Genomic DNA, 26,701 nt, shown 5'->3' on the forward strand with positions numbered 1-26,701 from the left:
CCTCGGTCGCGATCTCTTAGGGTCGGGGCGAAGCGAGGGAGGCAGCATGGCGGAACAGGCAGAAATCACGGGCGAAATGGTGGAGCAGCTCTTCCGGCGCTCTTCCGACGAATATCTATTCGCACGTTGGGGGCGCCCCGTCGTTCCCGTCGTGTTCGGGGTCGAGGCGGCGACGCTTGCGACGGTGAAGGGCGCGGTCGAGGCGGTGGTGGCGCTGGCAGGGCACAAGATGGCCGAGACCGATCCCGAGCTGGGCGCGAACCTGATGGTCTTCTTCTTCCGCGACTGGCAGGAATTGCTCGAGGTGCCCAATCTCGATCACCTGATCGACGGGTTGCAGGATCTGGTGATCCGGCTCGACGATCAGGGGGCGAACCAGTATCGCGTCTTCCGCTTCGACAAGGAGGGCGCGATCCGCGCCTGTTTCGCCTTCGTGCGGATGGATGCGGGGCTCGACGAGGTGCCCGCCGAGGTAATCGCGCTCAGCCAGGCGGTGCAGATGATCCTGCTTTGGTCCGACAAGGCCTTCGTGAAACGCTCGCCGCTTGCGGTGGCACGCGGGGTGACCGTGCTGCGCCCCGAGATCGCTGCGGTGATCGCAGCTGCCTACGACCCGACGATGCCGGCTGTGGCGAAAGATCCGAGCCACGCGCTGCGTCTCGCGGCCCGCGCCGGCCTGCGTCAGGGCGAGGCCGCAGAGGCGGTACGGGAATTGTCGCGCGAAGTGGGCGAGGCGGAGCCGGACGATCGGGAGAACGAGCATGGCGCATGAGTTTCCGATCCGGGTCTATTACGAGGATACCGACCTCGCGGGGATCGTCTATTACGCCAATTACCTGAAGTTCATCGAGCGCGGGCGGTCCGAATTCGTCCGCGCGCTGGGCGTCGATCAGGTCGCCATGAAGGCCGATTACGGGGTGGTTTTCGCGGTGCGCCGCGTCGAGGCCGATTACCTGTGTCCCGCGAAATTCGACGACGAACTGGTGGTGACGACCGACCTCGTCACCGAAACGGGCGCGCGCTTGGTGATGGAACAGACCGTGCAGCGCGACGGCGAGGTGCTGTTCACCGCGCAGGTCACCATCGTCTGTCTCAACGAGGCGGGCGCGGCTCAGCGGCTTCCCGCCGATATTCGCCGGAAACTGGCCCCGAAACTGCATTGAAAAGCGGCGGGGTTTCGCCGGTTACATTGTTGTTATGGCGTTCCCCTTACTGCTGATATAGAATCGCTGCTAATCAGAGGCCCGATAACGTGGCCCCAACCGGCGAGCAGTACCTATGGACCATTCTTCGCTTGCGATGGCGCAGGAGATCGATTTCTCCCTGCTGGCGCTCTTTCTGCGCGCATCGCTGACCGTCAAACTCGTGATGATCATCCTCGTCGTGGCCAGCTTCTGGTCCTGGGCGATCATCATCCGCAAATTCATCGCCTATCGCGCGGCGCGCTCCGAGGCGGAAGCCTTCGACCGGGCCTTCTGGTCCGGCGAGCCGCTCGACGAGCTGTTCGACCAGATCGGCCCCGCGCCCGAAGGCGCGAGCCAGAAGATCTTCGCCGCCGGCATGTTGGAATGGCGCCGGTCGCATCGTCATGACGGGGCGCTGATCACCGGCGCGCAAGCGCGGATCGAACGCTCGATGGATGTCGCGATCCAGAAGGCGACCGAAAACCTCAATTACGGGCTGACCTTCCTTGCGACCGTGGGCTCGATCTCGCCCTTCGTGGGCCTGTTCGGCACGGTCTGGGGGATCAAGGTCGCCTTCGAGGAGATCGCGATCTCGCAGAATACCTCGCTCGCCGTCGTGGCGCCCGGCATTTCGGAAGCGCTGGTGGCGACCGCGCTGGGTCTTCTCGCGGCAATTCCGGCGGTGATCTTCTACAACAAGCTGTCGTCCGATGCCGATCGCATTGCGGGCAACTATGAGGCCTTCGCGGACGAATTCTCGACCATCCTGTCGCGCCAGTTGGATAGCTGATCATGGGTGCGGGTGTTGCAAAACGCGGATCGGGCGGATCGCGGCGCCGCAGGAGCGGACGCGGGCGTCACGCCGCGATGAGCGAGATCAACGTCACGCCGATGGTCGACGTGATGCTGGTGCTGCTGGTGATCTTCATGGTCGCCGCGCCGATGATGACGGTGGGCGTGCCGCTCGAGTTGCCGAAGACGGCGGCCAAGGCCGTACCGACCGAGCAGGAGGTGCCGCTGACGGTGTCGATCCAGGCGGACGGGAAGGTCTCGCTGATGAACTCGGAAGTGCCGCAGGATCAGCTGATCGACCGTCTCAAGGCGATCGCGGCCGAGCGCAAGAGCGACAAGGTCTTCCTGCGTGCGGATGGCAAGATTTCCTATTCTCAGGTGGTGCAGGTGATGGGCGCGCTCAACGGCGCGGGGTTCTCGAACATCACGCTCGTCACCGATACCGGGGGGCCGCAATTGACGGCGCCTGCGGGGAACTGAGCCCAGGGGGCATCGCATGAACCGTGCGGACAAGATCGGTTACGGCCTGTCGGGCGCGCTGCATCTGGGCGTGCTCTTCTGGGTCATTGCCGGGGGCCAGTGGTTCTTCCCGAAACCGAATAAGCCGGTGGTGATCTCTCAGGTCGCGGTGATGTCCGAGAAGGACTTCAACACGATGATGGCCTCGGCGCCGAAGGACGCGCCGCAGCCCACGCCGGATCCGGTCGCGCCCACGGCGCCCGATACGCCAACCGAGACGGCCCCGCCGCCCAAGCCGCCCGCGCCGGAGCCGCAGGCCAAGCCCGAGCCGGAACCGCAGGCGATGCAGCAGCCCGACCCCGTACCGGATGCGCAGCCCGATGTGTCGGCCCTGCAAGAGCCGACGCCGCCTGCCGAAGTTAGCGACACGCCGCCGGAGATCGTGCCGCCGGTCGAGGAGCCTTCGCCGACGGTCACGCCCGATATCTCGCCCGTGCCGAAGCCGAAACAGGCGCCGCGCGTTGCTCCCACGCCTGCGCCCGAGCCGCCGCCCGAGGCGAAGGTCGACCCGCAGGCTCAGCCGCAAGAGGCCCCCAAACCCGCCGACACGCCCGATCAGCCCACCGAGAAGCCGAAGGAGGCGACGGCGCCGCCCGAAGCCTCCACCGAAATCGTGACCGAGGCGAACAAGACCAAGGACAAGCCGGAAAGCTCCGCGCCGCTGGCCTCGCCGCGGCCGAGCGCCAAGCCGAAACCGCCGGCGCCGAAAGAGACGCAGACGGCTGCGTCCCCGGCAGAGAAGAAGCCTGAAGCGCCCAAGCCCGCCGAGAAGAAACCGGCTGAGCCGAAACAGGCTGAGAAAACGCCGCCGAGCGAGCCGAAGAAAGTCGACAGCGCCTCGGTCAACGATGCGCTTGCGGCTGCCTTGGGCGGTGAAGGCACGGGTGGCACCGGCTCTGCGCCGACGGGTCCGCCGATCACCGCGGGCGAGAAAGACGCGCTGATCGTCGATATCAAGCAGTGCTGGAACACCGGCGCGCTCAGCTCGGATGCGCTGCGCACCACAGTGACGCTGTCGGTCGATATGCAGCCCGACGGCCACCCGATCATCTCCTCGATCAAGCTGGTCGGGGCGACGGGCGGCACCGGCAACGCGGTCGATCAGGCCTTCGAGGCCGGGCGACGCGCCATCGTTCTGTGCGGTTCGGACGGGTTCCCGCTGCCGCCGGAGAAATATGACCGCTGGAAAACGATCACCATCGACTTCAATCCCGAAAAAATGAGGATGAAATGATGGCTGGTCGGCGAATTTCCGCGCGGTGTCATGGGGTTGTGATGCACGATCGTGCCGCAGCGCGTTACAAACCGGGCAAGACCCGGAAAGGGAGTGTGTGACATGATGCGTTTCGTTCTCAGTTTGCTGGCCGCTGTGATGCTGGCACCCATCGCCGCAATCGCGCAGGATTCCGAGCCGCTGCATATCGAGATCACCGATGGTGTGATCGAGCCGATGCCGTTCGCAATCGCGGGTTTCATCCCCGAGACCCCCGACGCTGGCCAGATGGCGAGCCAGATCACGCAGGTGATCTCGAGCGATCTGACCGGGACCGGGCTGTTCCGCGAAATTCCGAAATCCGCCTATATCCAGAACGTGTCGAGCTTCGACACGCCGGTGAAATATTCCGACTGGCAGGCGATCAACGCACAGGCGCTGGTCGTGGGGTCGGTCGGGATGCAGGGCGGCAAGGTGGTCGTGAAGTTCCGCCTGTTCGACGTGTTCTCCGGACAGCAGATGGGCGACGGGCAGCAACTTGCGGCCTCGCCGGCAAGCTGGCGGCGTCTGGCACATAAGGTCTCGGACGTGATCTATTCGCGCATCACGGGCGAGGGGCCGTATTTCGACAGCCGCGTTGTTTTCGTCTCGGAAAGCGGGCCGAAGGACAACCGCCAGAAGCGCCTCGCGGTGATGGATTACGACGGCGCGAATGTGACCTATCTCACCGATGCCTCGACCATCGTGCTCGCACCGCGTTTCTCGCGCGACGGGACGAAAGTGCTCTTTACCACCTTCGAGACCGGTTTCCCGCGCATCAAGATGCTCGACGTGGCGACCGCCTCGGCGAGGCTGCTGCCTGAAGTGCCCGGGACGATGACATTCGCGCCGCGCTTCTCGCCCGATGGGCAGAAGATCGTCTACTCGATGGAGCAGAACGGCAATACCGACCTCTGGATGATGAATGTCAGCACGGGCCAGACCCAACGCCTGACGACCTCGCCCGCGATCGAGACTTCGCCCAGCTTCTCGCCCGACGGATCGCGGATCGTGTTCGAGTCCGATCGCTCGGGTACCCAGCAGCTCTACATCATGCCGGTCGGCGGCGGCGAGGCGACGCGGATCAGCTTTGGCGACGGGCGCTATTCGACGCCGGTCTGGTCGCCGCGCGGCGATATGATCGCCTTTACCAAGCAGAACCAAGGCCGGTTCCATATCGGCGTGATGCGCACCGATGGCTCGGAAGAGCGGCTGCTGACCTCGTCCTTCCTCGACGAGGGCCCAACCTGGTCGCCCAATGGCCGCGTAATCATGTTCACCCGGGAGAGCCCCGGCGCCGAAGGCTCGGCCTCGCTCTATTCGGTCGACATCTCCGGGCGCAACCTGAAGAAAGTCTCCACGCCGGGCGCCGCGTCGGACCCGGCCTGGTCGCCGCTTCTGCCGTGAGGGCGGATTAACAAGCGTTAGAGAAACTGGTAGGCTCGCCCGCAATGGGCAGATCAACAAAGGCGGAACCAATGAAATTTGCAGTGAAGGCCGTGTTGGCCATCTCGATGCTGGGCCTCGCGGCCTGTTCGAACCCCGATCAATACGGCTCCGGTGCGACCGGTCCCGGCGGCGCGCTCGGACCGGGCGGCGCTGGCATGGGCGGCGTCAGCCAAGGCGGGATCAACGATCCGAACTCGCCGGCCTATTTCAGCCAGACCATCGGCGACATGGTGCATTTCCAAGTCGACCAGTCGACGCTGACCGACACCGCGCGCGGCATCCTGAGCCAGCAGGCGAGCTGGCTGGTGAGCCACCCGAGCTACACCGCGATCATCGAAGGCCATGCCGACGAGCAGGGCACCCGCGAATACAACCTCGCGCTTGGGGCGCGTCGTGCCTCTGCGGTGCAGGAATACCTGATCAGCCAAGGCGTGGCCGGCAACCGTCTGCGCACGGTCTCCTACGGTAAAGAACGTCCGCTGGCAGTCTGCTCGACCGAAGAGTGCTACCAGAAGAACCGTCGCGCCGTGACGGTGATCTCGCAATCGGCGGTCGGGAGCTGATCGCGATGCTGAGAGCTTTGCTTCTCGGTGCGGCTGTTCTGGCAGCCGCGCCCGCGCTGGCTCAGGACGCGAACCGCGCCCAGACGCTGGCTGACATCAAGACCGAACTGGGACAGCTTCAGACCGAGATCGGTAGCCTGCGCCAGGAACTGAAATCCTCTGGTCAAGCCGGTCTGCAGAAGGCGGGCGGCGATTCCGCTCTGCAGCGCATGGACTCGATGGAGCTGTCGCTGTCGCATATGACCGACCGCGTCGAGGAGCTGGAAAACAAGATCAACCGCGTCGTCGCCGACGGCACGAAGCGGATCGGCGATCTGAACTTCCGGGTCTGCGAGATGGAAGAGAATTGCGACATTTCGAAGCTTGGCAAGACAGAGCCGCTGGGAGGCGAAGCGCCGAACACCGGTGCGTCGGTCACGGGTCCGGCTCCGGATTCCACGCCCGGACCCGATCTTGCGATCAACGAGAAATCGGATTTCGAGGCGGGCAAGAAGGCCTATGAGGATGGCGATTACGCCTCTGCGGCCGATCTTCTCACGACCTTCCGGCAGACCTATCCCGGTTCCCCGCTGACCAGCGACGCGATGTATTATCGCGGTCTCGCACTGCAAAAGCAGGGTGATGAGGCGGGCGCTGCGCGGGCATGGCTCGACGGGTTCTCCGCCGACCCGAAAGGCTCGCGCGCCGCGGACAACCTGCTGTCGCTCGGCAAGGCGCTGGGGCAGCTCGGACAGCAGAGCGAGGCCTGCACTACGCTGGGTCAGGTGAGCGCACGCTTCCCGGGTTCCTCGGCGGCGGGCGAGGCGCAGAACGCGCAGCAATCGCTGGGATGCCAGTGAGCGTTCTCCGGTGACGCTGGACGACATCGCAAGACACGGTTTTGACCCCGATGCGCCCCGGCGCGTCGGGGTTGCCGTTTCCGGGGGCTCGGATTCGATGGCGACGCTGGCGCTGTTGGCTGCGCATTTCGAGGTCGCCGCGGTGACGGTGGATCACGGGCTGCGCGCCGAGGCTGCCGAGGAAGCCGCATTTGTCGGGCGGTTCTGCGCAGATCGGTGCATTCCGCACACGATCCTGCGCTGGGACGGAGCCAGCGCCGAAGGTAACCTGATGGACGCCGCGCGCCGGGCGCGTCTGGGCCTGATCGGCGCATGGGCGGGCTCGACCGGGATCGGTCATGTCGCACTTGGGCATACTGCCGACGATCAGGCAGAGACCTTTCTGATGCGGCTCGCGCGCGAGGCGGGGCTGGAGGGGCTGTCAGGCATGCGCCCACGCTTCGAGGCCGAGGGGGTGACATGGCACCGCCCGTTTCTGGCCCAGACACGAGAGGCGTTGCGCGATTACCTGCGCAGGCAGGGCATCGCATGGGTCGACGATCCGTCCAACGAAAATGAACGCTTCGACCGGGTGAAGGCGCGACAGGCGCTTGGCGCGCTGAAATCTTTGGGCGTCGATGCGCAGGCGATTGCCGGGGTGACGACAAACCTTGCGTCGGCCAACGCTGCGCTGCATCGACTGCTGATGGCGGAGGTCGAGCGCCATGTCTCCGAGCAATCGGGAGATCTGCTGATCGACGTGGCGGGCTTTTCCGCGATGGAACCGGAGCTGCAACGCCGCCTGATCGTGGCCGCGCTGCGCTGGATCTCTGGCGCGGATTACGCGCCGCGCGCCTCGAAGGTGCAGACCCTGCTGGCGGAGTTGCCCCGGCAAGGCGACCGCACCCTGCACGGTTGCCGTATCACCACCGCCAAGGGCGCGCTACGCATCACCCGCGAGGCGCAGGCGGTGGCCGATCTGCGCGTGACCCTCGAAGATGGCGCCGCGACCTGGGACCGCTGGGAGGTCACCGGGCCCGCCATGGACGCCACGGAAGTCGCGGCGCTGGGGGAGGCGGGATTACGCCAATGCCCCGATTGGCGCGAAACGGGCCTTCCGCGTGCCTCGCTTGCCGCAAGCCCGGCCATATGGCGCGGCGAAACGCTTGTCGTGGCACCGCTCGCAGGCTTCGGGATCGGCTGGCAGGCGCGGATTTGCCGCGACGCATTCGACACTTGGCTAATTCGACGTTGAACCCGGGCGCGTAATGCCTATTTTCACTGAGGAAGAGGCGGCGACCGCAGGTCAGCCGCCCGATACGATTGGAGGATATTCCTTGGGTAATGCGCGCAATCTGGCCTTTTGGGCGGTGCTGTTCCTGCTGATTTTGGCCCTGTTCAACCTTTTCGGTGATGGGCAATCGTCGATGAACTCGTCCCAAGCGACCTATTCGGAGTTCATGGACGCCGTCAACAAAGGCGAGGTGAAGAACGTCCGCCTCGATGGCGAAGAGGTGCGCTACCAGCTCGCCGACGGCACGAGCTTCACCACCGTCAAGCCTCTGGAAGATCAGATCGCAGAGAAGCTGATCGACAAGGGCATCGCGGTGAGCGTCGTCAAGCAACAGCAATCCGGCTTCATGTCGCTGCTGGGCGTCTGGCTCCCGTTCCTCGTGCTGATCGGCATCTGGATCTTCTTCATGAACCGGATGCAGGGCGGCGGCAAAGGCGGCGCGATGGGCTTCGGCAAGTCCAAGGCAAAACTGCTGACCGAGAAACATGGTCGCGTGACCTTCGACGACGTGGCGGGCATCGACGAAGCCAAGGAAGAACTCGAAGAGATCGTCGAATTTCTGCGCAACCCGCAAAAATTCTCGCGCCTTGGCGGCAAGATCCCGAAAGGCGCGCTGCTGGTGGGCCCTCCGGGCACCGGTAAGACGCTTCTTGCCCGCGCGATTGCGGGCGAGGCGGGTGTGCCGTTCTTCACCATCTCGGGCTCCGACTTCGTCGAGATGTTCGTCGGTGTTGGCGCATCGCGTGTCCGCGACATGTTCGAACAGGCCAAGAAGAACGCGCCCTGTATCGTCTTCATCGACGAAATCGACGCGGTGGGCCGTGCTCGGGGCGTCGGCATCGGCGGCGGCAATGACGAGCGCGAACAGACCCTCAACCAGCTGCTGGTCGAGATGGACGGGTTCGAGGCAAACGAAGGCATCATCATCATCGCGGCGACGAACCGGAAAGACGTGCTTGACCCCGCGCTGCTGCGTCCGGGCCGCTTCGATCGCCAGATCCACGTGCCGAACCCCGATATCAAGGGCCGCGAGAAGATCCTGACGGTTCACTCGCGCAAAGTGCCGGTGGGGCCCGATGTGGACCTGCGCACCATCGCGCGCGGCACGCCGGGCTTCTCGGGCGCCGACCTGATGAACCTCGTGAACGAAGCAGCGCTGATGGCAGCGCGCGTCGGGCGTCGTTTCGTCTCGATGGAAGATTTCGAGAACGCGAAGGACAAGGTGATGCTGGGTGTCGAGCGCCGCTCGATGGTCCTCACCCCCGAGCAGAAGGAAATGACCGCCTATCACGAGGCCGGTCACGCCATCGTCGGACTGTCGCTGCCGAAATGCGATCCGGTCTACAAGGCCACGATCATTCCGCGCGGTCAGGCCTTGGGTATGGTCGTCTCGCTGCCCGAGATGGACAAGCTCAACTACCACAAGGACGAGGCCAAGCAGAAAATCACCATGACGATGGCGGGCAAGGCTGCCGAGATCATCAAATGGGGCGAGGAACATGTCTCGAACGGCCCGGCCGGTGACATTCAGCAGGCGTCGGCCATCGCCCGCGCGATGGTGATGCGCTGGGGCATGTCCGACAAGGTCGGCAATATCGACTACGCCGAGGCGCATGAGGGCTATCAGGGCAACACCGCTGGCTTCTCGGTCTCGACCAAGACGAAAGAGCTGATCGAGGAAGAGGTGCGCGGCCTGATCGAAGAGGGCTATCAGGAGGCCCGCCGCATCCTCACCGAGCGGATCGAGGATTGGGAACGTCTGGCGCAGGGGCTTCTGGAATACGAGACCCTCACGGGCGACGAGATCAAGAAGGTCCTCTCCGGAGAGCCGCTGGGCGGCGACGACGATGACAGCTCCTCGGGAAGCCTGCCGTCGGTGACCGCGCTGCCCAAGACGTCCAAGAAAAAGGATCAGGGCGACGGCGGGGCGGAAACCACCCCCGAGCCTTCGGCCTGATCGCGCAGGTTCGCGAGAATGGTCACGCGTGACGCTTCAGTGCCGGGCGCAGCCGATTGGGATCCCGACGCTTATGCGCGGTTCCGCAATCTGAGGCTGCGTCCGGCACTCGACCTTCTGGCGCGGGTTCCGCATCTGCCAGAGCGCGGCAAGATCATCGATCTGGGCTGCGGCAATGGCGCGGTGGCCGAGACGCTGAACCACCAGTACCCCAAGCGCAAGATCGTGGGCGTCGACAATTCCGAGGCGATGCTCAAGCGCGCTGCGGCGACCGGCGCCTATCATCGCTGCGATCTGGTCGATATTTCCGAATGGACGCCCAACAAGCCGCCGGCGATGATCTTCTCCAACGCTGCGCTGCATTGGCTGCCCGATCACGCGAAGCTGTTCCCGCGTCTGGCCGGAGAGCTGCGCGATGGCGGCGTTCTGGCGGTGCAGATGCCCGCCCAGCATGGCGCGCCGTCGCATCGCATCCTGCGCGACCTGTCGCAGGAGATGTTTCCCGACCGCTTCAACTTCGCTGGCTGGGTGCCGCCCGTGGCCCCGGCGGTGGATTACGCGAAAATGCTCAGCCCCCTCGGCGAGGTCGACATCTGGCACACCGAATATCTGCAGGAACTGGAGCCCACGCCGGGCGCGCATCCGGTCCGCCGCTTTACGGAAAGCACCGTGATGCGACCCTTCCTGCGGCTCTTGGGCGACACTGAAGCGCAGGTTCTCATCGAACGCTATGAAACCGCGCTGGAGACGGTTTATCCTTTGCGGGACGATGGCAGCGTCTTTTTCCCGTTCCGTCGTCTGTTTGTCGTCTTGTCAAAGAGGGGCTGATGGCCGCGCTGAAACCCACGCAATATCAAGGGGAGGTCGTCTGGCTCGGGCTGGTTACCACCGAGGGACAGCTGACCTCGACCCCGGTCGAAGAGATCGAATTCACCTTCGACGGTCCCGTGGGAGAACTGCATGGCGGACGCACACGTCCCTCTTGTTCGCGGGTCACAGATCAGCATCCCAAGGGCACCGAGATCGCCAATGTCCGCCAGCTGACGATCCTGTCGGCCGAGGAGCTGGCGGAGACCGCTTTCGCGATGGGCGTGCCGGAAATCGATCCGTCCTGGGTCGGCGCGACGATCGTGCTGCGCGGCTTGCCGGATCTGACCCATATCCCGCCCTCGGCGCGGCTTCAGAACGAGACCGGGCTGACCCTCGTCGTCGATATGGAAAACCGCCCCTGCGTCCTGCCGGGCCGGGTGATCGAAGAGCACTATCCAGATAAAGGCAAGCGCTACAAGCCCGCAGCGCACGGACGGCGCGGCGTCACCGCATGGGTCGAACGTCCGGGCCGGCTGGTGGTCGGTGAGACGCTGCGGCTGCACATCCCCGATCAGCGCGCCTGGGAGCTGATGGACGAGGTCCGCTGAGGCGATTTAATCCCGCAACGGTCGCTTCTTTCCCTTTCGCCGCGTCGTCAAATGGTTACCCTCCGTCAGCAGGAGGACCAGATGACCAGTGATCTCGATATTGCCCGTGCCGCCACGCTGCGCCCGATGCCGGAAATCGCAGCGAAACTGGACATTCCTGAAGACGCCCTGATCCCCTATGGTCGCGACAAGGCGAAGCTGGAGGCGGAGTTCGTCGCTGGGCTGGATGGGCGCGAAACCGGCAAGCTGATCCTCGTCACAGCGATCTCGCCGACCCCCGCGGGCGAGGGCAAGACGACGACGACCGTGGGCTTGGGCGACGGGCTGTCCCGGATCGGAAAGCGCGCCGCGATCTGCCTGCGCGAAGCGTCGCTCGGCCCGAATTTCGGGATGAAAGGTGGGGCCGCGGGGGGCGGTTACGCTCAGGTCGTGCCGATGGAGTCGATGAACCTCCATTTCACTGGCGATTTCCACGCGGTCGGCGCGGCGCATAACCTGCTCGCGGCGATGATCGACAATCACATCCATTGGGGCAACGCGCTCGAGATCGACGCGCGCCGGATAACGTGGCGGCGTGTGCTCGACATGAACGACCGGGCGCTGCGCGACATCGTCGTCAGCCTCGGCGGCGTCTCGAACGGCTTCCCACGCCAGACCGGCTTCGACATCACCGTCGCCTCCGAGGTCATGGCCTGCCTCTGCCTGAGCCGCGACCTGACGGATTTGCAGGAGAGGCTCGGTCGGATCGTCGTGGCCTATCGGCGCGACCGCTCGCCGGTGACCTGCGCCGAGATCGGAGCCGACGGCGCGATGGCGGTGCTGTTGAAAGAGGCGCTGCAGCCCAATCTCGTGCAGACGCTGGAGGGCACTCCCGCTTTCGTCCATGGCGGGCCCTTCGCCAATATCGCGCATGGCTGCAACTCGGTGATCGCGACGCAAAGCGCGCTGAAGCTGGCCGATTACGTCGTGACCGAAGCGGGGTTCGGCGCCGATCTGGGTGCTGAGAAATTCTTCGACATCAAATGCCGTAAGGCCGGACTGACGCCGAGTGCTGCTGTGGTCGTGGCGACGGTTAGGGCGCTGAAGATGAATGGCGGTGTCGCTAAAGCGGATCTTGGCGCGGAGGATGTTGCCGCGGTCGAGGCGGGCTGCGCTAATCTCAACCGTCACATCGCGAATATGAAGAAATTCGGCGTACCGGTCGTGGTCGCGATCAACCGCTTCACCGCCGATACCGAGGACGAGATCGCAGCGGTGCGCGCCGCCGCCGAGGCGCAGGGCGTGGAGGCGGTTCTATGCACACACTGGTCGGAAGGCGGCGCCGGAGCCGAGGCGCTGGCCGAGAAGATCGTCGCGCTTACCGAGCGCCCTTCGCAATTCGCGCCGCTCTATCCCGATGACATGCCGCTGATCGAGAAGATCGAGACCATTGCCACGCGCATCTACCACGCGAGCGACGTCTATGCCGATCAGAAGATTCTCAACCAGCTGCGCGATTGGGAAGCCGCGGGCTATGGAAACCTGCCGATCTGCGTGGCCAAGACGCAGTATTCCTTCAGCGCGGACCCGACGCTGCGCGGGGCGCCCTCGGGCCATACGCTGCCGATCCGCGAGGTGAGGCTCTCGGCCGGGGCGGGGTTCGTCGTGGTGATCTGCGGTGAAATCATGACCATGCCGGGCCTCCCCCGGCACCCGGCTGCGGAGACGATCGGCCTCGATGCCGACTGCCGCATCACGGGTTTGTTCTAGGCGCGCGGTCTTGAGCTTGTTGGGCCAAGCTGCGATAGGGGGCGCAAGTGTTCCGGGAGCCTTGTCGATGAAAACCCCGTCCGAACTACACTCGATGGAAGAGCTGCGCGTCGCGATCGATGCGCTCGACCGGGAGCTGGTCGAAATGCTCGCCGCGCGCACCCGGCTGATCGCCCGTGCGGCGGAACTCAAACAGGAAAATGGCTGGCCTGCACGCATCCCCGACCGGGTCGAGGACGTGGTCTCGAAGGTGCGCGCCGCAGCGGAGCCTGCCGGGCTCGATCCCGATCTCGCCGACCGCCTCTGGCGCGAGATGATCGAGCATTTCATCGGGCAGGAAGAACAGGTTCTGGGCAAGGGAGATCCCGATGAGCGCCACGATCATTGACGGCAAGGCGTTTGCGCAGGGCAAGCTGGACGAGACCTATGCCGAGGCGCAGCGGCTCTCGGAGGCAGGCTGGGCGCCGTGCCTCGTCTCGATCTCGGTAGGTGACGTCGCCGCCGCCGAACTCTATGTGCGCAACCAGAGGAAATATGCCGAGAAAGCCGGCGTGGCCTTCGAGGTGCGCAACTACCCCGAGACGATCAGCCTCGAACAGCTTCAGGGCGTGCTGGCCGGGCTGAACGCCGATCCGCGCGTCAACGGCATCATCATCCAGCGCCCGCTGCCCGCACATATCCCGGTCAAGGCGCTGCAAAAGGCGGTGCATCCGCTCAAGGATGTGGAGGGGATGCATCCGTCCTCGATCGGCAACATCGTCTATAACGAGCTGGAACTGGGCCCCTGCACCGCCGTCGCTGCGGTTGAGATCCTGAAATCCCTGCCGCTCCAGACCGAAGGGCTCAATGTCTGCGTGATCGGCCACTCCGAGATCGTGGGCAAGCCGATCGCCTTCCTGATGATGGGGCTCGGCGCCACCGTCACGGTGTGTCACCACATGACGCGGCAGGTCTCGGTGCATTCGCGCGCCGCAGACGCCGTTTTCGTCGCTGTGGGAAAGCCGGGGCTGGTGCACGGCGAAATGCTCAAGCCCGGCGCGGCCCTGATCGATATCGGCATCAACCGGGTCGAGGGGCGCGCCGTGGGCGACGCCGATTTCGACAGCTGCGCCGAGGTGGCGGGCTGGATCACGCCCGTCCCAGGCGGGGTGGGGCCGGTCACGGTCTCGACGCTGATGAACAACGCGGTCCGCGCGACCCGCATGCAGATGGACCATTACCGCGCGACCTTCGCGGCGGCGGAGTGACGGAGGAATGAAATGACGGCGACGATCATCGACGGGAAGGCCTTCGCAGCGAGCGTGCGCGAGAAGGTGGCCGAGCATGTCACCCGGCTGCAGGAGGAACACGGCATCACGCCGGGCCTCGCGGTGGTTCTGGTGGGCGAAGACCCGGCCAGTCAGGTCTATGTCCGAAACAAGGGCAAGCAGACCCTTGAAGCCGGGATGAACTCCTACGAGCACAAGCTGCCCGTCGAGACCTCCGAGGCCGATCTGCTTGCGCTGGTCGAGAAGCTGAACGCCGATCCGGCGGTGCATGGCATCCTCGTGCAGCTACCGCTGCCCGATCACATCGACGAGGAGAAGGTGATCAATTCGATCACCCCCGCGAAGGATGTCGACGGCTTCCATATCCTCAATGTGGGCCTTCTCGGCACCGGGCAGAAATCGATGGTACCCTGCACGCCGCTGGGCTGCCTGATGATGCTGCGCGATCAACTGGGTAGCCTCTCGGGGCTGAACGCCGTCGTGGTGGGGCGCTCCAACATCGTCGGCAAGCCGATGGCGCAACTGCTGCTGCGCGACAGCTGCACCGTCACCATCGCGCATAGCCGCACCAAGAACCTCGCGGATGTCTGTCGCGGCGCCGATATCCTTGTCGCGGCCGTGGGCCGTCCACGCATGATCCCGGGCGACTGGGTGAAGCCTGGCGCGACCGTGATCGATGTCGGCATAAACCGGATCGACGCGCCCGAGAAGGGCGAGGGCAAGACGCGGCTGGTCGGCGATGTCGATTTCGACAGCGCCAAGGAGGTCGCCGGCGCGATCACCCCGGTGCCAGGCGGCGTCGGGCCGATGACCATCGCCTGCCTGCTGGCCAACACGGTCACTGCCTGCTGCCGCGCGAACAATCTGCCCGAACCCGAGGGTTTGACTGCCTGACGAAAGTAGGTAAGGATTTCCGCAGGTTGGACAGGAGAAAACGGCCTTTGCCGTTGTCGGACCTGTGATGCTTGCGTTACCCAAGCGTCAATTGAGGCGTGGCGGCTATGGCAGGATTCTGGAAGACATATTGGCGGGCGTTGAAGATTCCGGCTCTGCCGGTGATCTGGATCGTCGCATCGCTTTTCGGCGTCGCCGCCGGTCCGTTCAACTCTCTCGAATCCATGTCCTTCGGCGCACGCTTGGTTTTCTGGCCGACCAGTATCGCCGTGGGCATTCTGATAGGCGCGGCAATCCGCATTTTCGTGCGGCGCAAGTTGGGTTTACGCTGTTTCCGATACGAGGCTCCGACCCTCGCGGGTCTCTCGGCTCTCGTGCTGACCGCGCCGCTTTACCTGCTCGTCCTGCTGCTTGCGGAGAAGCCGAATTTCGGCGGGTTCGAGATATTCCACATGGCCGCATACATCTTTGGCCTCTCGATGGCGGGATCGATCCTGCGGCACTGGATGGCGCCCGAGTAGGGGCGCCGGACGCGGTCGCGTGAGATCCATGCCGCTGCCTATACGACAGAAGCGCCAAGCGGGGCCGATCCGTCCGCCGAGAAAGCTCTGACACGGCCCGCGCCACGTCTGCTCTATCGGCTCGAGCCGGACTTGCGCGCGCCGTTGATCCGGCTTGCGGTGAATGACCACTATGTCGACGTGGTCACCGAGGCCGGGCAGACCAGTCTGCTGATCCGGCTTGCCGATGCGATCGCCGAGACCGAGGGCGCGCCAGGCCTGCAGGTCCATCGCTCGCATTGGGTGGCGCGCGAAGCGGTGCGCGCGATGCGCAAGGAGAAGGGGCGGGTCTTTCTGGAGATGTCCGACGGCGAAGAGGTGCCTGTCTCGCGCACCTACCAGCCGCGCGTCGAGGCTGCGGGCTTCCCGCCTTCCGGAGCGGAGCGGATGGCCGCGCAGTAGCGCCGTCAGTGGACGATCACCTCGTCTTTCACGAACATGTTGTCCCAGGCGCGATCCACCAGCTCCGGTGTCATCTGATAGGGGATGCCCTCGAATTCGCAGATCGAGATCATCTGGTCGATCAAGAAGATCGGCTGATAATTGGCGTAGACATTGTCGATGGTGGGATATTTCACCTTGAGCAGGTGCAGCAGCGCTTTCTCATCCAGTGGCATCTGCCGCTTCTTCGCCACCATCTGGAAGATCTTGAGATAGTCGGATTGGTTCGGCCCGTCGATCTTGATCTTGAAGAAGATACGACGCAGCGCCGCCTTGTCGAAGATATCGTTCGGGTGGAAGTTGGTCGAGAAGATCACCAGCGTGTCGAAGGGCACCTCGAACTTCTCGCCCGACTGAAGCGAGAGGATATCGCGGTTCTCTTCCAGCGGCACGATCCAGCGGTTCACCAGCTTCTGCGGCGGCTCTGCCTGACGGCCAAGGTCGTCCACGATGAAGACGCCGCCCGCCGATTTGAACTGCAGCGGCGCGGTATAGGTGCGCGCGGTCGCGTTGTATTTCAGATCGAGCATGTCGAGCGACAGTTCACCACCGGTAATCACGGTCGGGCGCTCGCAATAGACGTAGCGCTGATCGAACTGCATCCCGCGCTTGCGCAGGGCGGTGGGATCGTCCTCCTCGACGGGGACGGGGGTATGTACGATAGGGTCGTAGACGGTGATGATCTGACCGGCATATTCGACGGCGCGAGGAATGAAGATATTGTCGCCGATCGCGTCGCGGATACCGTTCGAGATCGAGGATTTGCCATTGCCGGGGGGACCGTACATCAGGATCGAGCGCCCCGAGGAGACCGCCGGACCAAGTTGGCCGATCAGGTCGGGCGGCAGGATCAGGTGGCCCATCGCGCCCAGAAGCTGCTGGCGGGTCAGCTGGATGTTGCGGATCGACTGGCGCTTGACCTGCTCGCGATAGATCGTCAGCGGGACAGGCATCGCGCCGTAATATTCCGACTGTGCGAGCGCATCGAGCGCGCGGGCCTTGCCGCTATCGGACAGCTGGAATCCCATCTCGCCGCCGGAATTGGCGTGCAGCGTGCCCATCGCCTCCAGCAGACCGTGCTTGCGGCACATGTCGATCAATTCCTGCACCATGGTAATCGGCAGGCAGACCAGCTTCGACAGCGCGGAGGCCGTGTCCGTATTGGTGCGGAACATCGTCTTCAGGAGGATGTCGCGCATCACCACGACATTTAGCCCCGTTTCCTCCAGCGCGCGCGGCGGGACAGGGGCGATGACATTCGCGGTCATCATGTTCATCTGGCGCATCCTCTCGGCTATACGTCCCGTCTGATCGAAAACGGGGCGAAGATCGGTCCGGGCCAATCTTGCTGGCGATTGTGGCCAAAAGTTGGAAAAACAGGGTAATCGTCGCGATACCTGATCGGCGGGCCGAACAATCAGCCGAGGGCCGCGAGCAGCAGATACGCCCAGAGCGTGCCGACCAGCGCCAAGCCCATCGGGAAGTCCTTGCGCTTCCAGCTGACCCAGTCGGGGGTCGCGTTCACCACTGCCGGGATTGCACGAAAGATGCGATGCGCAGCGAAGGCGGCCAACAGGAAGGCGCAGAGCAGGAACATCGTCAGTTGCACGTCGAACAGGTCATGCGAGAAGAATGGCGCGGCGACGGCGGCGAATTTCGCGTCTCCCGCGCCGAAATGCGCGATCTGGTTCAGGATATAGCCGATCGCGAAGACGACGAGCGCATGGGTCCAACGCCATCCATAGACGTCGAGCGGCAGCAGGAGCGGCCCCGCCACCGCAAAGATCAACAGCAGCGCCAGTACCGCCTTGTTGCGGATCTTCATGTATTTGAGGTCGGTAAAGACCACCCAGGCGCAAACCGGGGTGATCAGCACCAGAAAGATCAGCGCCGACAGAGGCGGAGCAAGACCGAGCATTCCGTCAGCCCTTCAGCGCGCTCGAGGATCCCTGATCGAGCGCCTTCAGCGCCCGGTCGGCCTCCGCGAAATATTGCGGATTGGTGTCGATCGCGTCTTGCAGAAGCGTCTTGCCGATATTGACGTCGCCGCGCTTCACCGCCGCGAGACCCGCCGTATAGAGCAATTGCGCCCTCTCGGTCTGGGTCATGTCGATCACGGGCAGGTCGTATTTGCCTTGGCTCGCACGGGCGAGTACGAGGTTGTTCTTCGTGGTGAAGCGCGTCGGGTCGTAGGTGAGCGCTTCCTTGAACAGTTTCTCGGCCCCCGCCGCATCGCCGCGGCTGAGCTTGGAAAAGCCCCAGTTGTTGTAGATGCCCGCGGGCTTCGTGGTCAGGCCCGCCGCGGTCTCGTAGAAGCTGTCGGCCTTCTTCCACTTTTTCTCGCTATCGGCGACCATCGCCTCAAGCCGGTAGCGGTCGTAGGTCTCGTGGGTCGGCGGCACGGTGTCCAGCGTCGCCTTCGCTCCGGACCAGTCATTGGAGCGGATCTGCGCCTCGGCCATCGACACGCGGTCGTCATTGGTCGCGCCCGGCATGGCGATGACCTCCTGCCAGACCTTCACGGCCTGCACCGGCTTCTGAGCGCGCACGAGCGATTTCGCGAGGCCGCGCTTGGCGTCGATCCGGTCGGGGTGGTCGTTGGACAGCCGGGTGAAATAGGTTACGGCCTCGTTCGGGTCGGCGACCGTCAGCATGATGTCGGTGAGGTTGGTCTCGTCGACGGCATTCACGCTTTTCATCGCGCGCGCGACTTCGGCGTCGCTGTTATTGCCCATACAGCCAGAGAGAGTCATCGCACAGCCAGCCAAGGCTGCCAGAAAGATCGGGTGGCGCATGTTACCTGCGTCCTTTTTGCTCGAGCCTCAGTGCTTCGTCAGCAGCAGGTAGTCACCGACCCCTTTCCTGACGAGCGTGAACTGCTTGTCCTGTGGCGCAGCGTAACCCGGCTCCTCGATTTTTGCGAGCGCCCGCGTGAGGTTTTGCTTGATCGCGTCCGATTGGCCACTGTCCAGCGCGAAGGCCAGTTTGAAGACGCGGGCGGCTTCGGCGTATTTGCCGCGCTCCATCAGAACGACGCCGAGGTTGTTCCACGCCGGCACGAAGGTCCGATCGGCTTCGGTCGCCCGGCGCAGCATCTGTTCCGCCTGGTTGAGACGCCCGAGCTTCAGGTCGGCCGAGCCCACGCCCGAGAGGATTTCCGCCGTGGCGCCATGCTGGCCTGCCGCGCGGTAATAGGCTTTCAGGGCAAGCTCGTATTCACCCGCTTCCATCAGCCGGTGGCCGACCAGAAGCCCGTCGACCGCCTCCGCTCCGGGGTTGGTGCCGGGGGCGAAAGCGCCCCGTTTCTCAGCCGAAAGGCCGCCCGGGTTGCAGGCGGCCAGTGCGGTTACTGTCAGCGCGGCCAGTATCAGGCCGCGGCGCTTCGGGATCATGCCGTCAAATGCCCATATTCTTGAAGTTCTCAAGCATATCATGGATCGACGGGCCAACAAGAATGATCAGAAGCGGCGGCACGGTGAACATCATCGTGCCCAGCGTCATCTTGGTCGGGATCTTGTTGGCGGCTTCCTCGGCGCGCATGATCCGCTTGTCGCGCATGTCGGCGGCATAGAGGCGCAGGGCCTCTGCGATCGAGGTGCCGAATTGCTGCGACTGAATCATCACGGTCACGAAGCTCGCGATATCCGGCACGCCCGAGCGTTCGCCGAAATTGCGCAGCACGGTCGCCTTGTCGAGACCGGCCTTGATCTCGTGCGCGACCATCGCGAATTCTTCCGACAGTGCCGGGTAGGATTTGTTCAGCTCTTTCGAGACGCGGATGATCCCCTGATCGAGGGACTGGCCCGCCTCGACGCAGACGAGGAGCATGTCGAGCGCATCGGGGAAGCCGTTCTGCATCTCGTCGGTGCGCGCTGCCACGCGCTTGTTCACCCAGTATTTCGGCCCGTAATAGCCCACGCCGCCGGGCCCGAGCACCCAGAGCACGGTGCCCAGCATCCCCATCGCCTGCCCTTCGGGCGCGCTGGAGTTGTAGAGCACGACATAGAGCGAGCCGAGCGCGAGCAGGCCAATGCCAGCCGCGAACTGAACCGCGTGGAAGGTGCGCACTGCATTCGGACCGCGATAGCCGGCCGATTGCAGCCATTTGCGCGACTCCGACAGTTCCTCGGCATTTTGCGGTTCGAGGAAGGCCGCGTATTTCTGCAGTTTGTCGTTTTGCGTGTCGCGCAGCTTCTGGCTGGGGCTGTCGTTGTTCGTGCTGGGTGCCTGACGCGGCGGGCGCGGGGCATTGCCACGGATCTTGTCAAAGGGGTCTTCGCGCTTCTTCAGGAGCGCGGGGACTGCAGCGAGCACGAGAAGCCCGCCAAGACCTGCGAGCGCCATCATCGGACCCATCGGCCCGAGCGCATCGATCAGCATCTGGTTGATGGCAGCGAAATCCATTGGGCTCTCCTCAGACCTTGATGGTTGTCATGACCTTCATGAAGATCACGTTGGCGCCGAGCAGCAGGAACACCACGATCGCGGCCGGAATGAAGGCGGCGGTCGTTTTGACCTCGTCGTAATAGTCGGGCGAGACGACCTGAATGATCACCATCACCACGACGGGGAAGGCCGAGAGGAAGATGCCCGACCAGCGCGGCTCCGCGGTAATCGCTTTCACCCTGCGGAACAGCCGGAAGCGTGAGCGGATCACCTTGGACAGACCGTCGAGAACCTCTGCGAGGTTCCCGCCCGAGGTCTGCTGGATCGACACGGCGACCGCGAGGAAGCGCAGATCCTGCATGTCGAGCCGTTCCGCCATTTCCGAGATCGCCTCGGCCACGTTGCGACCGTAGGCCGCCTCGTCGGCGATGATGCCGAATTCGGTGCCCAGCGGATCCGGGATCTCGCGCGCGACCGCCTGGATCGCGGAGGGCAGGGGGTGGCCGACGCGAAGCGAGCGCACCATCAGTTCCACCGCGTCGGGTAGCTGCTCCTCCATCAGGGCCATGCGTTTCTTGGCCTTCGAGTTGACCCAGAAATAAACGCCGCCCACGCCCATGAACAGCGCGAGGAAGATGCGGATGAAGATGCCGGCATCCGAGCTCAGCGTGAGTGCCATGAAAGCGGCGAAGCAGGCGAAGGCCATGATGCCGATCAGCGCCATCGGCGAGAACGCGATGTTGCCCTTCTGCGCCTTGTCTGCCAGCAGCGAATAGAGCGGGATCGAGCGCGCGTCGCTATGCTGCGACGCTTCCTTGCGCAGACGCTCCAGCACCTCTTCGCGCCGTTCGCCCTTGTTGAGCATCTCGAGGCGGCGATTGACCCGCTTGTTGAGCGAGATCGATTTGCCGAAGACCAGCAGGTAGACGCCTTCGACGAGCAGCAGAACCGCGACGAAGATCAGCAGGTAGATAATGGGGGTCGCCATGGCGGAGTGTCCTTAGTCCTGCACGGGTTCGTAGATCGACGCCGGCAGGTCGTAGCCCCATTGCCGGAACCGATCGGAATAATGAGAGCGCACGCCGGTCGCGGTGAAGCGGCCGATGATCTTGCCGTCGGGGGCAAGCCCGAGACGCTCGTAGCGGAAGACTTCCTGCATCGAGATCACGTCGCCTTCCATGCCGGTGATTTCGGTGACCGAAACCATGCGGCGCGAGCCGTCCTGCAGACGCGAGGCCTGCACGATCAGGTTCACAGCCGAAGCGATCTGGCTGCGCATCGCCTTCATCGGCATCTCGATGCCCGACATCGAGATCATGTTCTCCAGACGCGCCACGCCATCGCGGGCGGAGTTCGCGTGAATTGTGGTCATCGAGCCGTCGTGGCCCGTGTTCATGGCCTGCAGCATGTCGATGACTTCCTCGCCGCGCGTTTCGCCGACGATGATCCGGTCGGGACGCATCCGCAGCGCGTTCCTGAGACAGTCGCGCTGGGTGACCGCACCCTTGCCTTCGACGTTCGGCGGGCGGCTTTCCATCCGGCCCACATGGGTCTGTTGCAGCTGAAGTTCCGCCGTATCCTCGATCGTCAGGATGCGCTCGGAGTTGTCGATGAATGAGGAAAGCGCGTTCAGGGTCGTCGTTTTACCTGAACCCGTCCCGCCCGAGACGATCACGTTGAGACGGGTCGCGACGGCGGCTTGCAGATAGGCCGCGATTTCCTCGGTGAAGGCGCCGTAACTGACGAGATCGTCAATCCCCAGCTTGTCCTTCTTGAACTTACGAATGGAGACGAGCGAGCCGTCCACCGCGATCGGCGGCACCATCGCGTTGAAGCGCGAGCCATCGGCGAGACGCGCGTCCACATAAGGGTTCGATTCATCGACGCGACGGCCCACGGCCGACACGATCTTGTCGATGATGCGCAGCAGGTGGCGTTCGTCCTTGAAGGTGATGTCGCTCAGTTCGAGCTTGCCATTGCGCTCGATGAAGATCTGCTGCGGGCCGTTCACGAGAATATCGTTGACGGTGTCGTCCTTCAGAAGCGGCTCGAGCGGACCGAGCCCCATGACCTCGTCGTAAAGCTCTTGTTGCAGCGCCTGGCGGTCCTGCGCGTTAAGCGCGACCGAAAGCTCGGTCATCGCCTCGGCGGTGATGTCGGCGATCTCGGCGCGCAGCTCGCGTTCGGAGGCGTGCTCAAGTGCGGCGAGGTTCAGGTTCTCCAGCAGCCGCTTGTGCAGCTCCACCTTGAGTTCCTGAAGGCGCTGTTTGCGTTTCTTTTCCTTGTCGACGGCCACCGGGTCGGCAGCAACCTTCGCTGGGCCCATCTTGCGATGGACCACCTGCGTCTTCGGCGCAGCGTCGATCGGCGGCGGCTTGGCGGCACCGGGCACGGGCGGCGGGGGGCGGCCTTGCCGTTGGTGGGCTTTGCCCCGTCTTTCTTGTAGCGCGAAAACATCTGGACGTGTCCTTTCGGGTCAGGCGGCTGCTTCGACGGCTTCGTTCAGCTCCACCAGCGAGCCGGCGAGCTTCTGGAATTCCTTGCGTAGCGGCACTTTCGGTGCCGAGAGCGCCAGTGGCAGCCCGTGATCGTTGGCCTGAGTGATCTGCTTGCCGCCATCGCTCATCAGCAGCTCGAGCGAGATATCGAGGCTCTCGGCCAGTCGCTTCACGCGGGCCTTGCCGTTGAGATCGGTGAATTTCGGCGCGCGATTGAGCACGTAACGCAGCTTCTCGGTCGGCAGCCCCTCGGACTTCAGCGCCCGCTGCATCCGCAGCACGTTCTGGGCCGAGCGCATGTCCAGCTCGATCAGCGCGAAGTAGAGATGGGCCTTGTTCAGCACCGTCTCGGTCCAGCTGACCACGGTCGAGGGCATGTCGATCACGACGAAATCGTAATGTGCCCGCGCCATGTCGATCAGGCGCTCCAGATCGTCGCCGCTCAGAAGGTCCAGCGGCAGCATGTCGGTCGGCGCGGTCAGCACGTCGAGCTTGTCGTTGAAGCTGAGCATCGCCTGTCGGAAGGTCTCTTTGTCCATATGCTCGGTATCGGCGAGCATTTCGTAGATCACCTCGCGGCGCGGCAGGTCGAGATAGGTCGCGGCGGCGCCGAATTGCAGGTCGAGATCGAGCAGGCAGACTTTCGGCGAGGTCGACGGGGCTTTCTTCTTCTTTTTACCGTCGTGGATCGTCGCCATTTCCCAGGCGAGGTTCACCGCGAAGGTGCTTGCACCGACGCCACCGGACAGGCCGTGAACCGGGAGGACGACACCATCGTGGTTGCCGGTCGCCGCAAAGGTCGGCGCGTGGACGGGGGGCGCGGCTTCGACCGGCGGGGCGGCTTGGCCAAGACGCTCGATCGCGTCGTGCAGCGCGCCTTCGGGAAGCGGGTAGGGGACGAAATCATCCGCGCCGAGCCGCAACAGTTGATGCAGCGCGATCGGGCTGACCTCATCGGCGATCAGGATGACGCGGATGTTGCGGTCCTTCGCCTCGGTGATGATGCCGGAAATCTTGGTCAGCTCGTCCTCGTCTTCGCCATTGACGGCGATCGCGATGAACTCGAGCTGTTCCGCGTCGGGCTGGCCGAGGAAGATGACCGCTTCATCGAAGGTCAGATCGCCCCAGCTTTCGCCGAGCTCGGTTTCCATATCCTCGATCAGCAGATCGAAATTCGACACATCGCGGGACACGGTGCACGCCTGGATCGGGGCCGGCTCCGAAGTCATGATAGCTGCTGCAGTCATTGCCTCTGTCCTCTTTTTCGTGACCCGTGGCGCGGTTCGGTTAACTCTGTTCATACGCCGCGGACCGGACGCGACTCGCTGGACGCGTCTATTCCGTCGAGGCTCAATCTCGTTTCTAATCTGGGCGACATTGGGGCCAGACTGTTTCAATTGTGGGATATTGAGAGACGATAAAGAAAAACGGCGGGCTTTGTTGAAAGCGCCCGCCGTCTTTGGGTCTCCTTTGCCGCGATGTTGCGACAAGGTTAGCGAATTCAGTGGCTTAGTTGCCGCCGCCGCTATTGTTGTTGCCGCCGCCGGCTGTCGCCGAGGCGATATAGTCGCGATAGATTACCGCCGCGTATTTTCCGTCGAGCAGCATAGGCCGGCCCTTGGTCACGAAGCCGGAGACCTCGGTGACGGTGCGGCGATTCTGCGCGTTCGGAGCCTGCGTGTAGACAAGCGGATGCGTTTCGCCGAAGGAAACGACCGCCTCCAGCCGCGCGCGGGAGATGCCTTGCGACACGAGGAAATTCACCACCGCGCGGGCGCGTCGCATCCCCAAGGCCTTGTTATAGGCGTCGGAGCCTACGAGGTCGGTATGCCCATAGACCCGGAAGCGTACCTCCGGGTTCTGTCGGATCCAGTTCGCCTGCATCAGCAGCGCATTGCGCGCCTGCGCATCGAGCACCGAGGAGTTGAAGGCGAAATGCACCGTGTTCGGCACGTCGGCGGCGAATTTGCGCGTCATGTTGATGACGTAGCTTTGATTGCCGCTCATCATCGCCTGGTTCTGCGCGATCGCGGAGCCGAATCCGAGGGAGCCTTCCGTGGTCGAGCCGACCTCGGAGTTGAAGACCTTGGTGCCTTCGGAACAGCCCGCCAGCAGAGCCACGGTTCCGACGGTGATCGCGAGGGTGCGCAGTTTCATGTTCCCAGCCATCTCGCTCACTCCATCACATAGCCATAGGACCCGGAGAAGTCCTGCTTGGCGACTTCCGCGGCAGGACCCTTCTGCGGTACTCGACCGCCCGAGGTTCTGCCGTTGAGGAACAGCTCGGACTCGGTTGGCGGCTTCAGGCGATCCGTCGGCAGCACCAGCGTGTCGCCCTTCACGGGCGAGACCAGATGCGGCGTGACGATGATCACCAGTTCGGACTGCTTGCGTTCGAACTCGGTCGAACGGAACAGCGCGCCGAGCACCGGCACATCGCCGAGCCACGGGATCTGCCCCACGGAATCGTTGAAGTCGTCCTGCAGCAGACCCGCGATCGCGAAACTCTCGCCATCACGCATCTCGACGGTGGTCGAGGTCGAGCGCTTCTTGAAGGCGCTGACGTTGAAGGTCCCGCTCGTGTAACCGTTCGCCGTGTCGATCGAGGAGACAGAGGCGGCGATTTCGAGGTTGATAACGTCACCATCGACGACGCGCGGGTGAAGGACATCTCGACGCCGAAGGGCTTGTACTGGATCGAGACGTCACCGTTGTTGAGCACCGGGATCGGGTATTCGCCACCGGCGAGGAAATCCGCGGACTGACCGGAAAGCGCGGTGAGGTTGGGTTCCGCAAGAGTGCGAACCACGCCTTTGTTCTCAAGCGCTTGAATGAGAACGCCCAGCTGGAAGGTCCCTCGGGTCAGGCCGATGCCGATCCCGTTCTCGTAGCTCTGCGAGGCAGCGTTCGAGGCGGTCGTTGTGGTGCCCCCGAAGCCAGCCCCCGCGCCCAAGCCGCCGTTCGGACCGAGGCTGGCATTGATCGAGGAGCTGAGGCTTTTCGCGACCGAGCGCTGCATCTCTGCGAAGCGCACTTTCAGCATCACCTGCTGCGTCCCGCCCACCATCATCAGGTTCGATACGCGGTCGGGCGCGTAGCGATTGGCCAGTTCCAGCGCGCGACTGAGTTTCTGTGCCGAGGAGACAGTGCCCGACAGCACGATACCGTCATTCGCGGTGCGGACCTGGATGTTTTCGCCGGGCAGGATCTGCTTGAGGCGTTCCTTGAACTCCGCGAGGTCCGGGGTCACCTGAACGTCGACATTGGAGATCAGCTTGCCGTCAGCGCCGAGAATCGTCAGCGTTGTCCGGCCCGGAACCTTGCCGAGCACATAGATCGAGCGGTCCGAAAGGGTCTGGATGTCCGCGATGCCAGGGTTGGCGATCGAGAGTTCCGAGAACGGCGTGTCGCTTTCCACGACCACCGCACGGTTGAGCGGAACGGTCAGCGGCGCTTGAGTGGCGCCGGACATGATCCGCAACGTGTCTGCCTGCACCGGGCCAATCGCCGCGATGCTCAACGCCATGCCACATAGGCAGGCCTGCATCAAAGTTCTAAATTTCATCTGTGACCCTGCCTCTCCGATCACGCCACTCGCAAATCTTCTGCCTGCTTAGGGACTGTTATGGTCCATTATTGCGGGAAAGAATGCGGCAAGA

The 26,701-nt window shown here is 63.9% G+C and carries 27 protein-coding genes and 1 pseudogene; 18 read left to right on the forward strand and 10 right to left on the reverse strand.

Translation table 11 applies throughout. The features are described from left to right. Positions 1-46 precede the first annotated feature (46 nt). The 18 genes from BMG03_RS03455 (at position 47) to BMG03_RS03540 (ending at position 16,119) form a co-directional block, all read left to right on the forward strand. Positions 47-772, forward strand: coding sequence for a hypothetical protein (locus BMG03_RS03455; protein WP_425275161.1), 726 nt, complete (start codon positions 47-49; stop codon positions 770-772). After that, on the forward strand, positions 762-1,163 hold the full coding sequence (gene ybgC / locus BMG03_RS03460; RefSeq protein WP_075775874.1) for a tol-pal system-associated acyl-CoA thioesterase: 402 nt from the start codon (positions 762-764) through the stop codon (positions 1,161-1,163). Before BMG03_RS03455 ends, ybgC begins: the two co-directional genes overlap by 11 nt. A gap of 115 nt (positions 1,164-1,278) precedes the next feature. Beyond that, positions 1,279-1,974 (forward strand): protein TolQ, encoded by a 696-nt coding sequence (gene tolQ / locus BMG03_RS03465; protein ID WP_075775875.1) that lies wholly within the window; start codon positions 1,279-1,281, stop codon positions 1,972-1,974. Positions 1,975-1,976: 2 nt separating this feature from the next. Further along, positions 1,977-2,456, forward strand: a complete 480-nt coding sequence (tolR, locus tag BMG03_RS03470) for a protein TolR (protein WP_075775876.1) — start codon at positions 1,977-1,979, stop codon at positions 2,454-2,456. Positions 2,457-2,472: 16 nt separating this feature from the next. After that, positions 2,473-3,729: a hypothetical protein gene (locus BMG03_RS03475; RefSeq protein WP_075775877.1), complete on the forward strand. Its 1,257-nt coding sequence runs from the start codon at positions 2,473-2,475 to the stop codon at positions 3,727-3,729. Positions 3,730-3,831: 102 nt separating this feature from the next. Beyond that, the gene (gene tolB, locus BMG03_RS03480) at positions 3,832-5,154 is read left to right on the forward strand and encodes a Tol-Pal system beta propeller repeat protein TolB (RefSeq protein WP_075775878.1); all 1,323 of its coding nucleotides are present in this window, start codon (positions 3,832-3,834) and stop codon (positions 5,152-5,154) included. Between the two features lie 71 nt (positions 5,155-5,225). Then, positions 5,226-5,759 carry a peptidoglycan-associated lipoprotein Pal gene (gene pal / locus BMG03_RS03485; protein ID WP_075775879.1) on the forward strand — a complete coding sequence of 178 codons (534 nt, stop codon included), beginning with the start codon at positions 5,226-5,228 and terminating at the stop codon, positions 5,757-5,759. Positions 5,760-5,764: 5 nt separating this feature from the next. Continuing rightward, positions 5,765-6,598 carry a tol-pal system protein YbgF gene (gene ybgF, locus BMG03_RS03490; RefSeq protein ID WP_341865723.1) on the forward strand — a complete coding sequence of 278 codons (834 nt, stop codon included), beginning with the start codon at positions 5,765-5,767 and terminating at the stop codon, positions 6,596-6,598. Positions 6,599-6,608: 10 nt separating this feature from the next. After that, positions 6,609-7,832 (forward strand): tRNA lysidine(34) synthetase TilS, encoded by a 1,224-nt coding sequence (tilS, locus tag BMG03_RS03495; protein ID WP_075775880.1) that lies wholly within the window; start codon positions 6,609-6,611, stop codon positions 7,830-7,832. An 82-nt stretch (positions 7,833-7,914) separates the two neighbouring features. Next, positions 7,915-9,828 carry an ATP-dependent zinc metalloprotease FtsH gene (ftsH, locus tag BMG03_RS03500; protein ID WP_075775881.1) on the forward strand — a complete coding sequence of 638 codons (1,914 nt, stop codon included), beginning with the start codon at positions 7,915-7,917 and terminating at the stop codon, positions 9,826-9,828. A gap of 18 nt (positions 9,829-9,846) precedes the next feature. Continuing rightward, positions 9,847-10,656, forward strand: a complete 810-nt coding sequence (locus tag BMG03_RS03505; protein ID WP_075775882.1) for a methyltransferase domain-containing protein — start codon at positions 9,847-9,849, stop codon at positions 10,654-10,656. Further along, on the forward strand, positions 10,656-11,246 hold the full coding sequence (locus BMG03_RS03510; RefSeq protein WP_075775883.1) for an MOSC domain-containing protein: 591 nt from the start codon (positions 10,656-10,658) through the stop codon (positions 11,244-11,246). The genes BMG03_RS03505 and BMG03_RS03510 overlap by 1 nt, the downstream gene beginning before the upstream one ends. An 81-nt stretch (positions 11,247-11,327) precedes the next feature. Then, a complete protein-coding gene (locus BMG03_RS03515; RefSeq protein ID WP_075775884.1) occupies positions 11,328-12,995 on the forward strand; it encodes a formate--tetrahydrofolate ligase in 1,668 nt (555 codons plus the stop codon). Between the two features lie 67 nt (positions 12,996-13,062). Then, positions 13,063-13,383 carry a chorismate mutase gene (locus BMG03_RS03520; protein ID WP_075775885.1) on the forward strand — a complete coding sequence of 107 codons (321 nt, stop codon included), beginning with the start codon at positions 13,063-13,065 and terminating at the stop codon, positions 13,381-13,383. Beyond that, a complete protein-coding gene (locus BMG03_RS03525) occupies positions 13,364-14,242 on the forward strand; it encodes a bifunctional 5,10-methylenetetrahydrofolate dehydrogenase/5,10-methenyltetrahydrofolate cyclohydrolase (RefSeq protein WP_075775886.1) in 879 nt (292 codons plus the stop codon). The genes BMG03_RS03520 and BMG03_RS03525 overlap by 20 nt, the downstream gene beginning before the upstream one ends. Positions 14,243-14,254: 12 nt before the next feature. Then, the gene (gene folD, locus BMG03_RS03530) at positions 14,255-15,157 is read left to right on the forward strand and encodes a bifunctional methylenetetrahydrofolate dehydrogenase/methenyltetrahydrofolate cyclohydrolase FolD (protein WP_075775887.1); all 903 of its coding nucleotides are present in this window, start codon (positions 14,255-14,257) and stop codon (positions 15,155-15,157) included. 107 nt (positions 15,158-15,264) lie between these two features. Further along, the gene (locus BMG03_RS03535; protein WP_075775888.1) at positions 15,265-15,678 is read left to right on the forward strand and encodes a hypothetical protein; all 414 of its coding nucleotides are present in this window, start codon (positions 15,265-15,267) and stop codon (positions 15,676-15,678) included. A gap of 132 nt (positions 15,679-15,810) precedes the next feature. After that, positions 15,811-16,119 carry a LytTR family DNA-binding domain-containing protein gene (locus tag BMG03_RS03540; RefSeq protein WP_075775889.1) on the forward strand — a complete coding sequence of 103 codons (309 nt, stop codon included), beginning with the start codon at positions 15,811-15,813 and terminating at the stop codon, positions 16,117-16,119. Between the two features lie 5 nt (positions 16,120-16,124). On the opposite strand, the gene BMG03_RS03545 is transcribed toward BMG03_RS03540, so the two are convergent. The 10 genes and pseudogenes from BMG03_RS03545 to BMG03_RS03590 form a co-directional block, all read right to left on the reverse strand. Beyond that, on the reverse strand, positions 16,125-17,435 hold the full coding sequence (locus tag BMG03_RS03545) for an ATPase (protein ID WP_075775890.1): 1,311 nt from the start codon (positions 17,433-17,435) through the stop codon (positions 16,125-16,127). Between the two features lie 140 nt (positions 17,436-17,575). Further along, positions 17,576-18,076: a prepilin peptidase gene (locus BMG03_RS03550; protein ID WP_075775891.1), complete on the reverse strand. Its 501-nt coding sequence runs from the start codon at positions 18,074-18,076 to the stop codon at positions 17,576-17,578. A 4-nt stretch (positions 18,077-18,080) separates the two neighbouring features. Continuing rightward, a complete protein-coding gene (locus BMG03_RS03555; RefSeq protein ID WP_075775892.1) occupies positions 18,081-18,953 on the reverse strand; it encodes a tetratricopeptide repeat protein in 873 nt (290 codons plus the stop codon). A 27-nt stretch (positions 18,954-18,980) separates the two neighbouring features. Then, positions 18,981-19,550, reverse strand: coding sequence for a tetratricopeptide repeat protein (locus BMG03_RS03560; protein WP_075775893.1), 570 nt, complete (start codon positions 19,548-19,550; stop codon positions 18,981-18,983). 4 nt (positions 19,551-19,554) lie between these two features. Next, positions 19,555-20,562, reverse strand: coding sequence for a type II secretion system F family protein (locus tag BMG03_RS03565; RefSeq protein WP_075775894.1), 1,008 nt, complete (start codon positions 20,560-20,562; stop codon positions 19,555-19,557). Between the two features lie 10 nt (positions 20,563-20,572). After that, entirely contained in the window at positions 20,573-21,532 is a 960-nt protein-coding gene (locus BMG03_RS03570; protein ID WP_075775895.1) for a type II secretion system F family protein, read from the reverse strand. 12 nt (positions 21,533-21,544) lie between these two features. Beyond that, on the reverse strand, positions 21,545-22,870 hold the full coding sequence (locus BMG03_RS03575; RefSeq protein ID WP_244271021.1) for a TadA family conjugal transfer-associated ATPase: 1,326 nt from the start codon (positions 22,868-22,870) through the stop codon (positions 21,545-21,547). A gap of 150 nt (positions 22,871-23,020) precedes the next feature. Beyond that, a complete protein-coding gene (locus tag BMG03_RS03580) occupies positions 23,021-24,289 on the reverse strand; it encodes a CpaE/TadZ family protein (protein ID WP_075775897.1) in 1,269 nt (422 codons plus the stop codon). A gap of 262 nt (positions 24,290-24,551) precedes the next feature. After that, the gene (locus BMG03_RS03585) at positions 24,552-25,199 is read right to left on the reverse strand and encodes an OmpA family protein (RefSeq protein WP_075776016.1); all 648 of its coding nucleotides are present in this window, start codon (positions 25,197-25,199) and stop codon (positions 24,552-24,554) included. Between the two features lie 17 nt (positions 25,200-25,216). Next, positions 25,217-26,607, reverse strand: a pseudogene (locus tag BMG03_RS03590) (type II and III secretion system protein family protein). Between the last annotated feature and the right edge of the window lie 94 nt (positions 26,608-26,701).

The sequence above is a fragment of the Thioclava nitratireducens genome (genome assembly GCF_001940525.2).
In the GTDB taxonomy this organism is placed as follows: Bacteria; Pseudomonadota; Alphaproteobacteria; order Rhodobacterales; family Rhodobacteraceae; genus Thioclava; species Thioclava nitratireducens.

What these genes read in the sequence shown, in the direction of transcription:
- BMG03_RS03455 (WP_425275161.1), top strand. Translation starts at nt 47, where the DNA reads ATGGCGGAACAGGCAGAAATCACGGGCGAAATGGTGGAGCAGCTCTTC.
- ybgC (WP_075775874.1), top strand. Translation starts at nt 762, where the DNA reads ATGGCGCATGAGTTTCCGATCCGGGTCTATTACGAGGATACCGACCTC.
- tolQ (WP_075775875.1), top strand. Translation starts at nt 1,279, where the DNA reads ATGGACCATTCTTCGCTTGCGATGGCGCAGGAGATCGATTTCTCCCTG.
- tolR (WP_075775876.1), top strand. Translation starts at nt 1,977, where the DNA reads ATGGGTGCGGGTGTTGCAAAACGCGGATCGGGCGGATCGCGGCGCCGC.
- BMG03_RS03475 (WP_075775877.1), top strand. Translation starts at nt 2,473, where the DNA reads ATGAACCGTGCGGACAAGATCGGTTACGGCCTGTCGGGCGCGCTGCAT.
- tolB (WP_075775878.1), top strand. Translation starts at nt 3,832, where the DNA reads ATGATGCGTTTCGTTCTCAGTTTGCTGGCCGCTGTGATGCTGGCACCC.
- pal (WP_075775879.1), top strand. Translation starts at nt 5,226, where the DNA reads ATGAAATTTGCAGTGAAGGCCGTGTTGGCCATCTCGATGCTGGGCCTC.
- ybgF (WP_341865723.1), top strand. Translation starts at nt 5,765, where the DNA reads ATGCTGAGAGCTTTGCTTCTCGGTGCGGCTGTTCTGGCAGCCGCGCCC.
- BMG03_RS03505 (WP_075775882.1), top strand. Translation starts at nt 9,847, where the DNA reads ATGGTCACGCGTGACGCTTCAGTGCCGGGCGCAGCCGATTGGGATCCC.
- BMG03_RS03510 (WP_075775883.1), top strand. Translation starts at nt 10,656, where the DNA reads ATGGCCGCGCTGAAACCCACGCAATATCAAGGGGAGGTCGTCTGGCTC.
- BMG03_RS03515 (WP_075775884.1), top strand. Translation starts at nt 11,328, where the DNA reads ATGACCAGTGATCTCGATATTGCCCGTGCCGCCACGCTGCGCCCGATG.
- BMG03_RS03520 (WP_075775885.1), top strand. Translation starts at nt 13,063, where the DNA reads ATGAAAACCCCGTCCGAACTACACTCGATGGAAGAGCTGCGCGTCGCG.
- BMG03_RS03525 (WP_075775886.1), top strand. Translation starts at nt 13,364, where the DNA reads ATGAGCGCCACGATCATTGACGGCAAGGCGTTTGCGCAGGGCAAGCTG.
- folD (WP_075775887.1), top strand. Translation starts at nt 14,255, where the DNA reads ATGACGGCGACGATCATCGACGGGAAGGCCTTCGCAGCGAGCGTGCGC.
- BMG03_RS03535 (WP_075775888.1), top strand. Translation starts at nt 15,265, where the DNA reads ATGGCAGGATTCTGGAAGACATATTGGCGGGCGTTGAAGATTCCGGCT.
- BMG03_RS03545 (WP_075775890.1), bottom strand. Translation starts at nt 17,435, where the DNA reads ATGAACATGATGACCGCGAATGTCATCGCCCCTGTCCCGCCGCGCGCG.
- BMG03_RS03550 (WP_075775891.1), bottom strand. Translation starts at nt 18,076, where the DNA reads ATGCTCGGTCTTGCTCCGCCTCTGTCGGCGCTGATCTTTCTGGTGCTG.
- BMG03_RS03555 (WP_075775892.1), bottom strand. Translation starts at nt 18,953, where the DNA reads ATGCGCCACCCGATCTTTCTGGCAGCCTTGGCTGGCTGTGCGATGACT.
- BMG03_RS03560 (WP_075775893.1), bottom strand. Translation starts at nt 19,550, where the DNA reads ATGATCCCGAAGCGCCGCGGCCTGATACTGGCCGCGCTGACAGTAACC.
- BMG03_RS03565 (WP_075775894.1), bottom strand. Translation starts at nt 20,562, where the DNA reads ATGGATTTCGCTGCCATCAACCAGATGCTGATCGATGCGCTCGGGCCG.
- BMG03_RS03570 (WP_075775895.1), bottom strand. Translation starts at nt 21,532, where the DNA reads ATGGCGACCCCCATTATCTACCTGCTGATCTTCGTCGCGGTTCTGCTG.
- BMG03_RS03575 (WP_244271021.1), bottom strand. Translation starts at nt 22,870, where the DNA reads ATGGGCCCAGCGAAGGTTGCTGCCGACCCGGTGGCCGTCGACAAGGAA.
- BMG03_RS03580 (WP_075775897.1), bottom strand. Translation starts at nt 24,289, where the DNA reads ATGACTGCAGCAGCTATCATGACTTCGGAGCCGGCCCCGATCCAGGCG.
- BMG03_RS03585 (WP_075776016.1), bottom strand. Translation starts at nt 25,199, where the DNA reads ATGAAACTGCGCACCCTCGCGATCACCGTCGGAACCGTGGCTCTGCTG.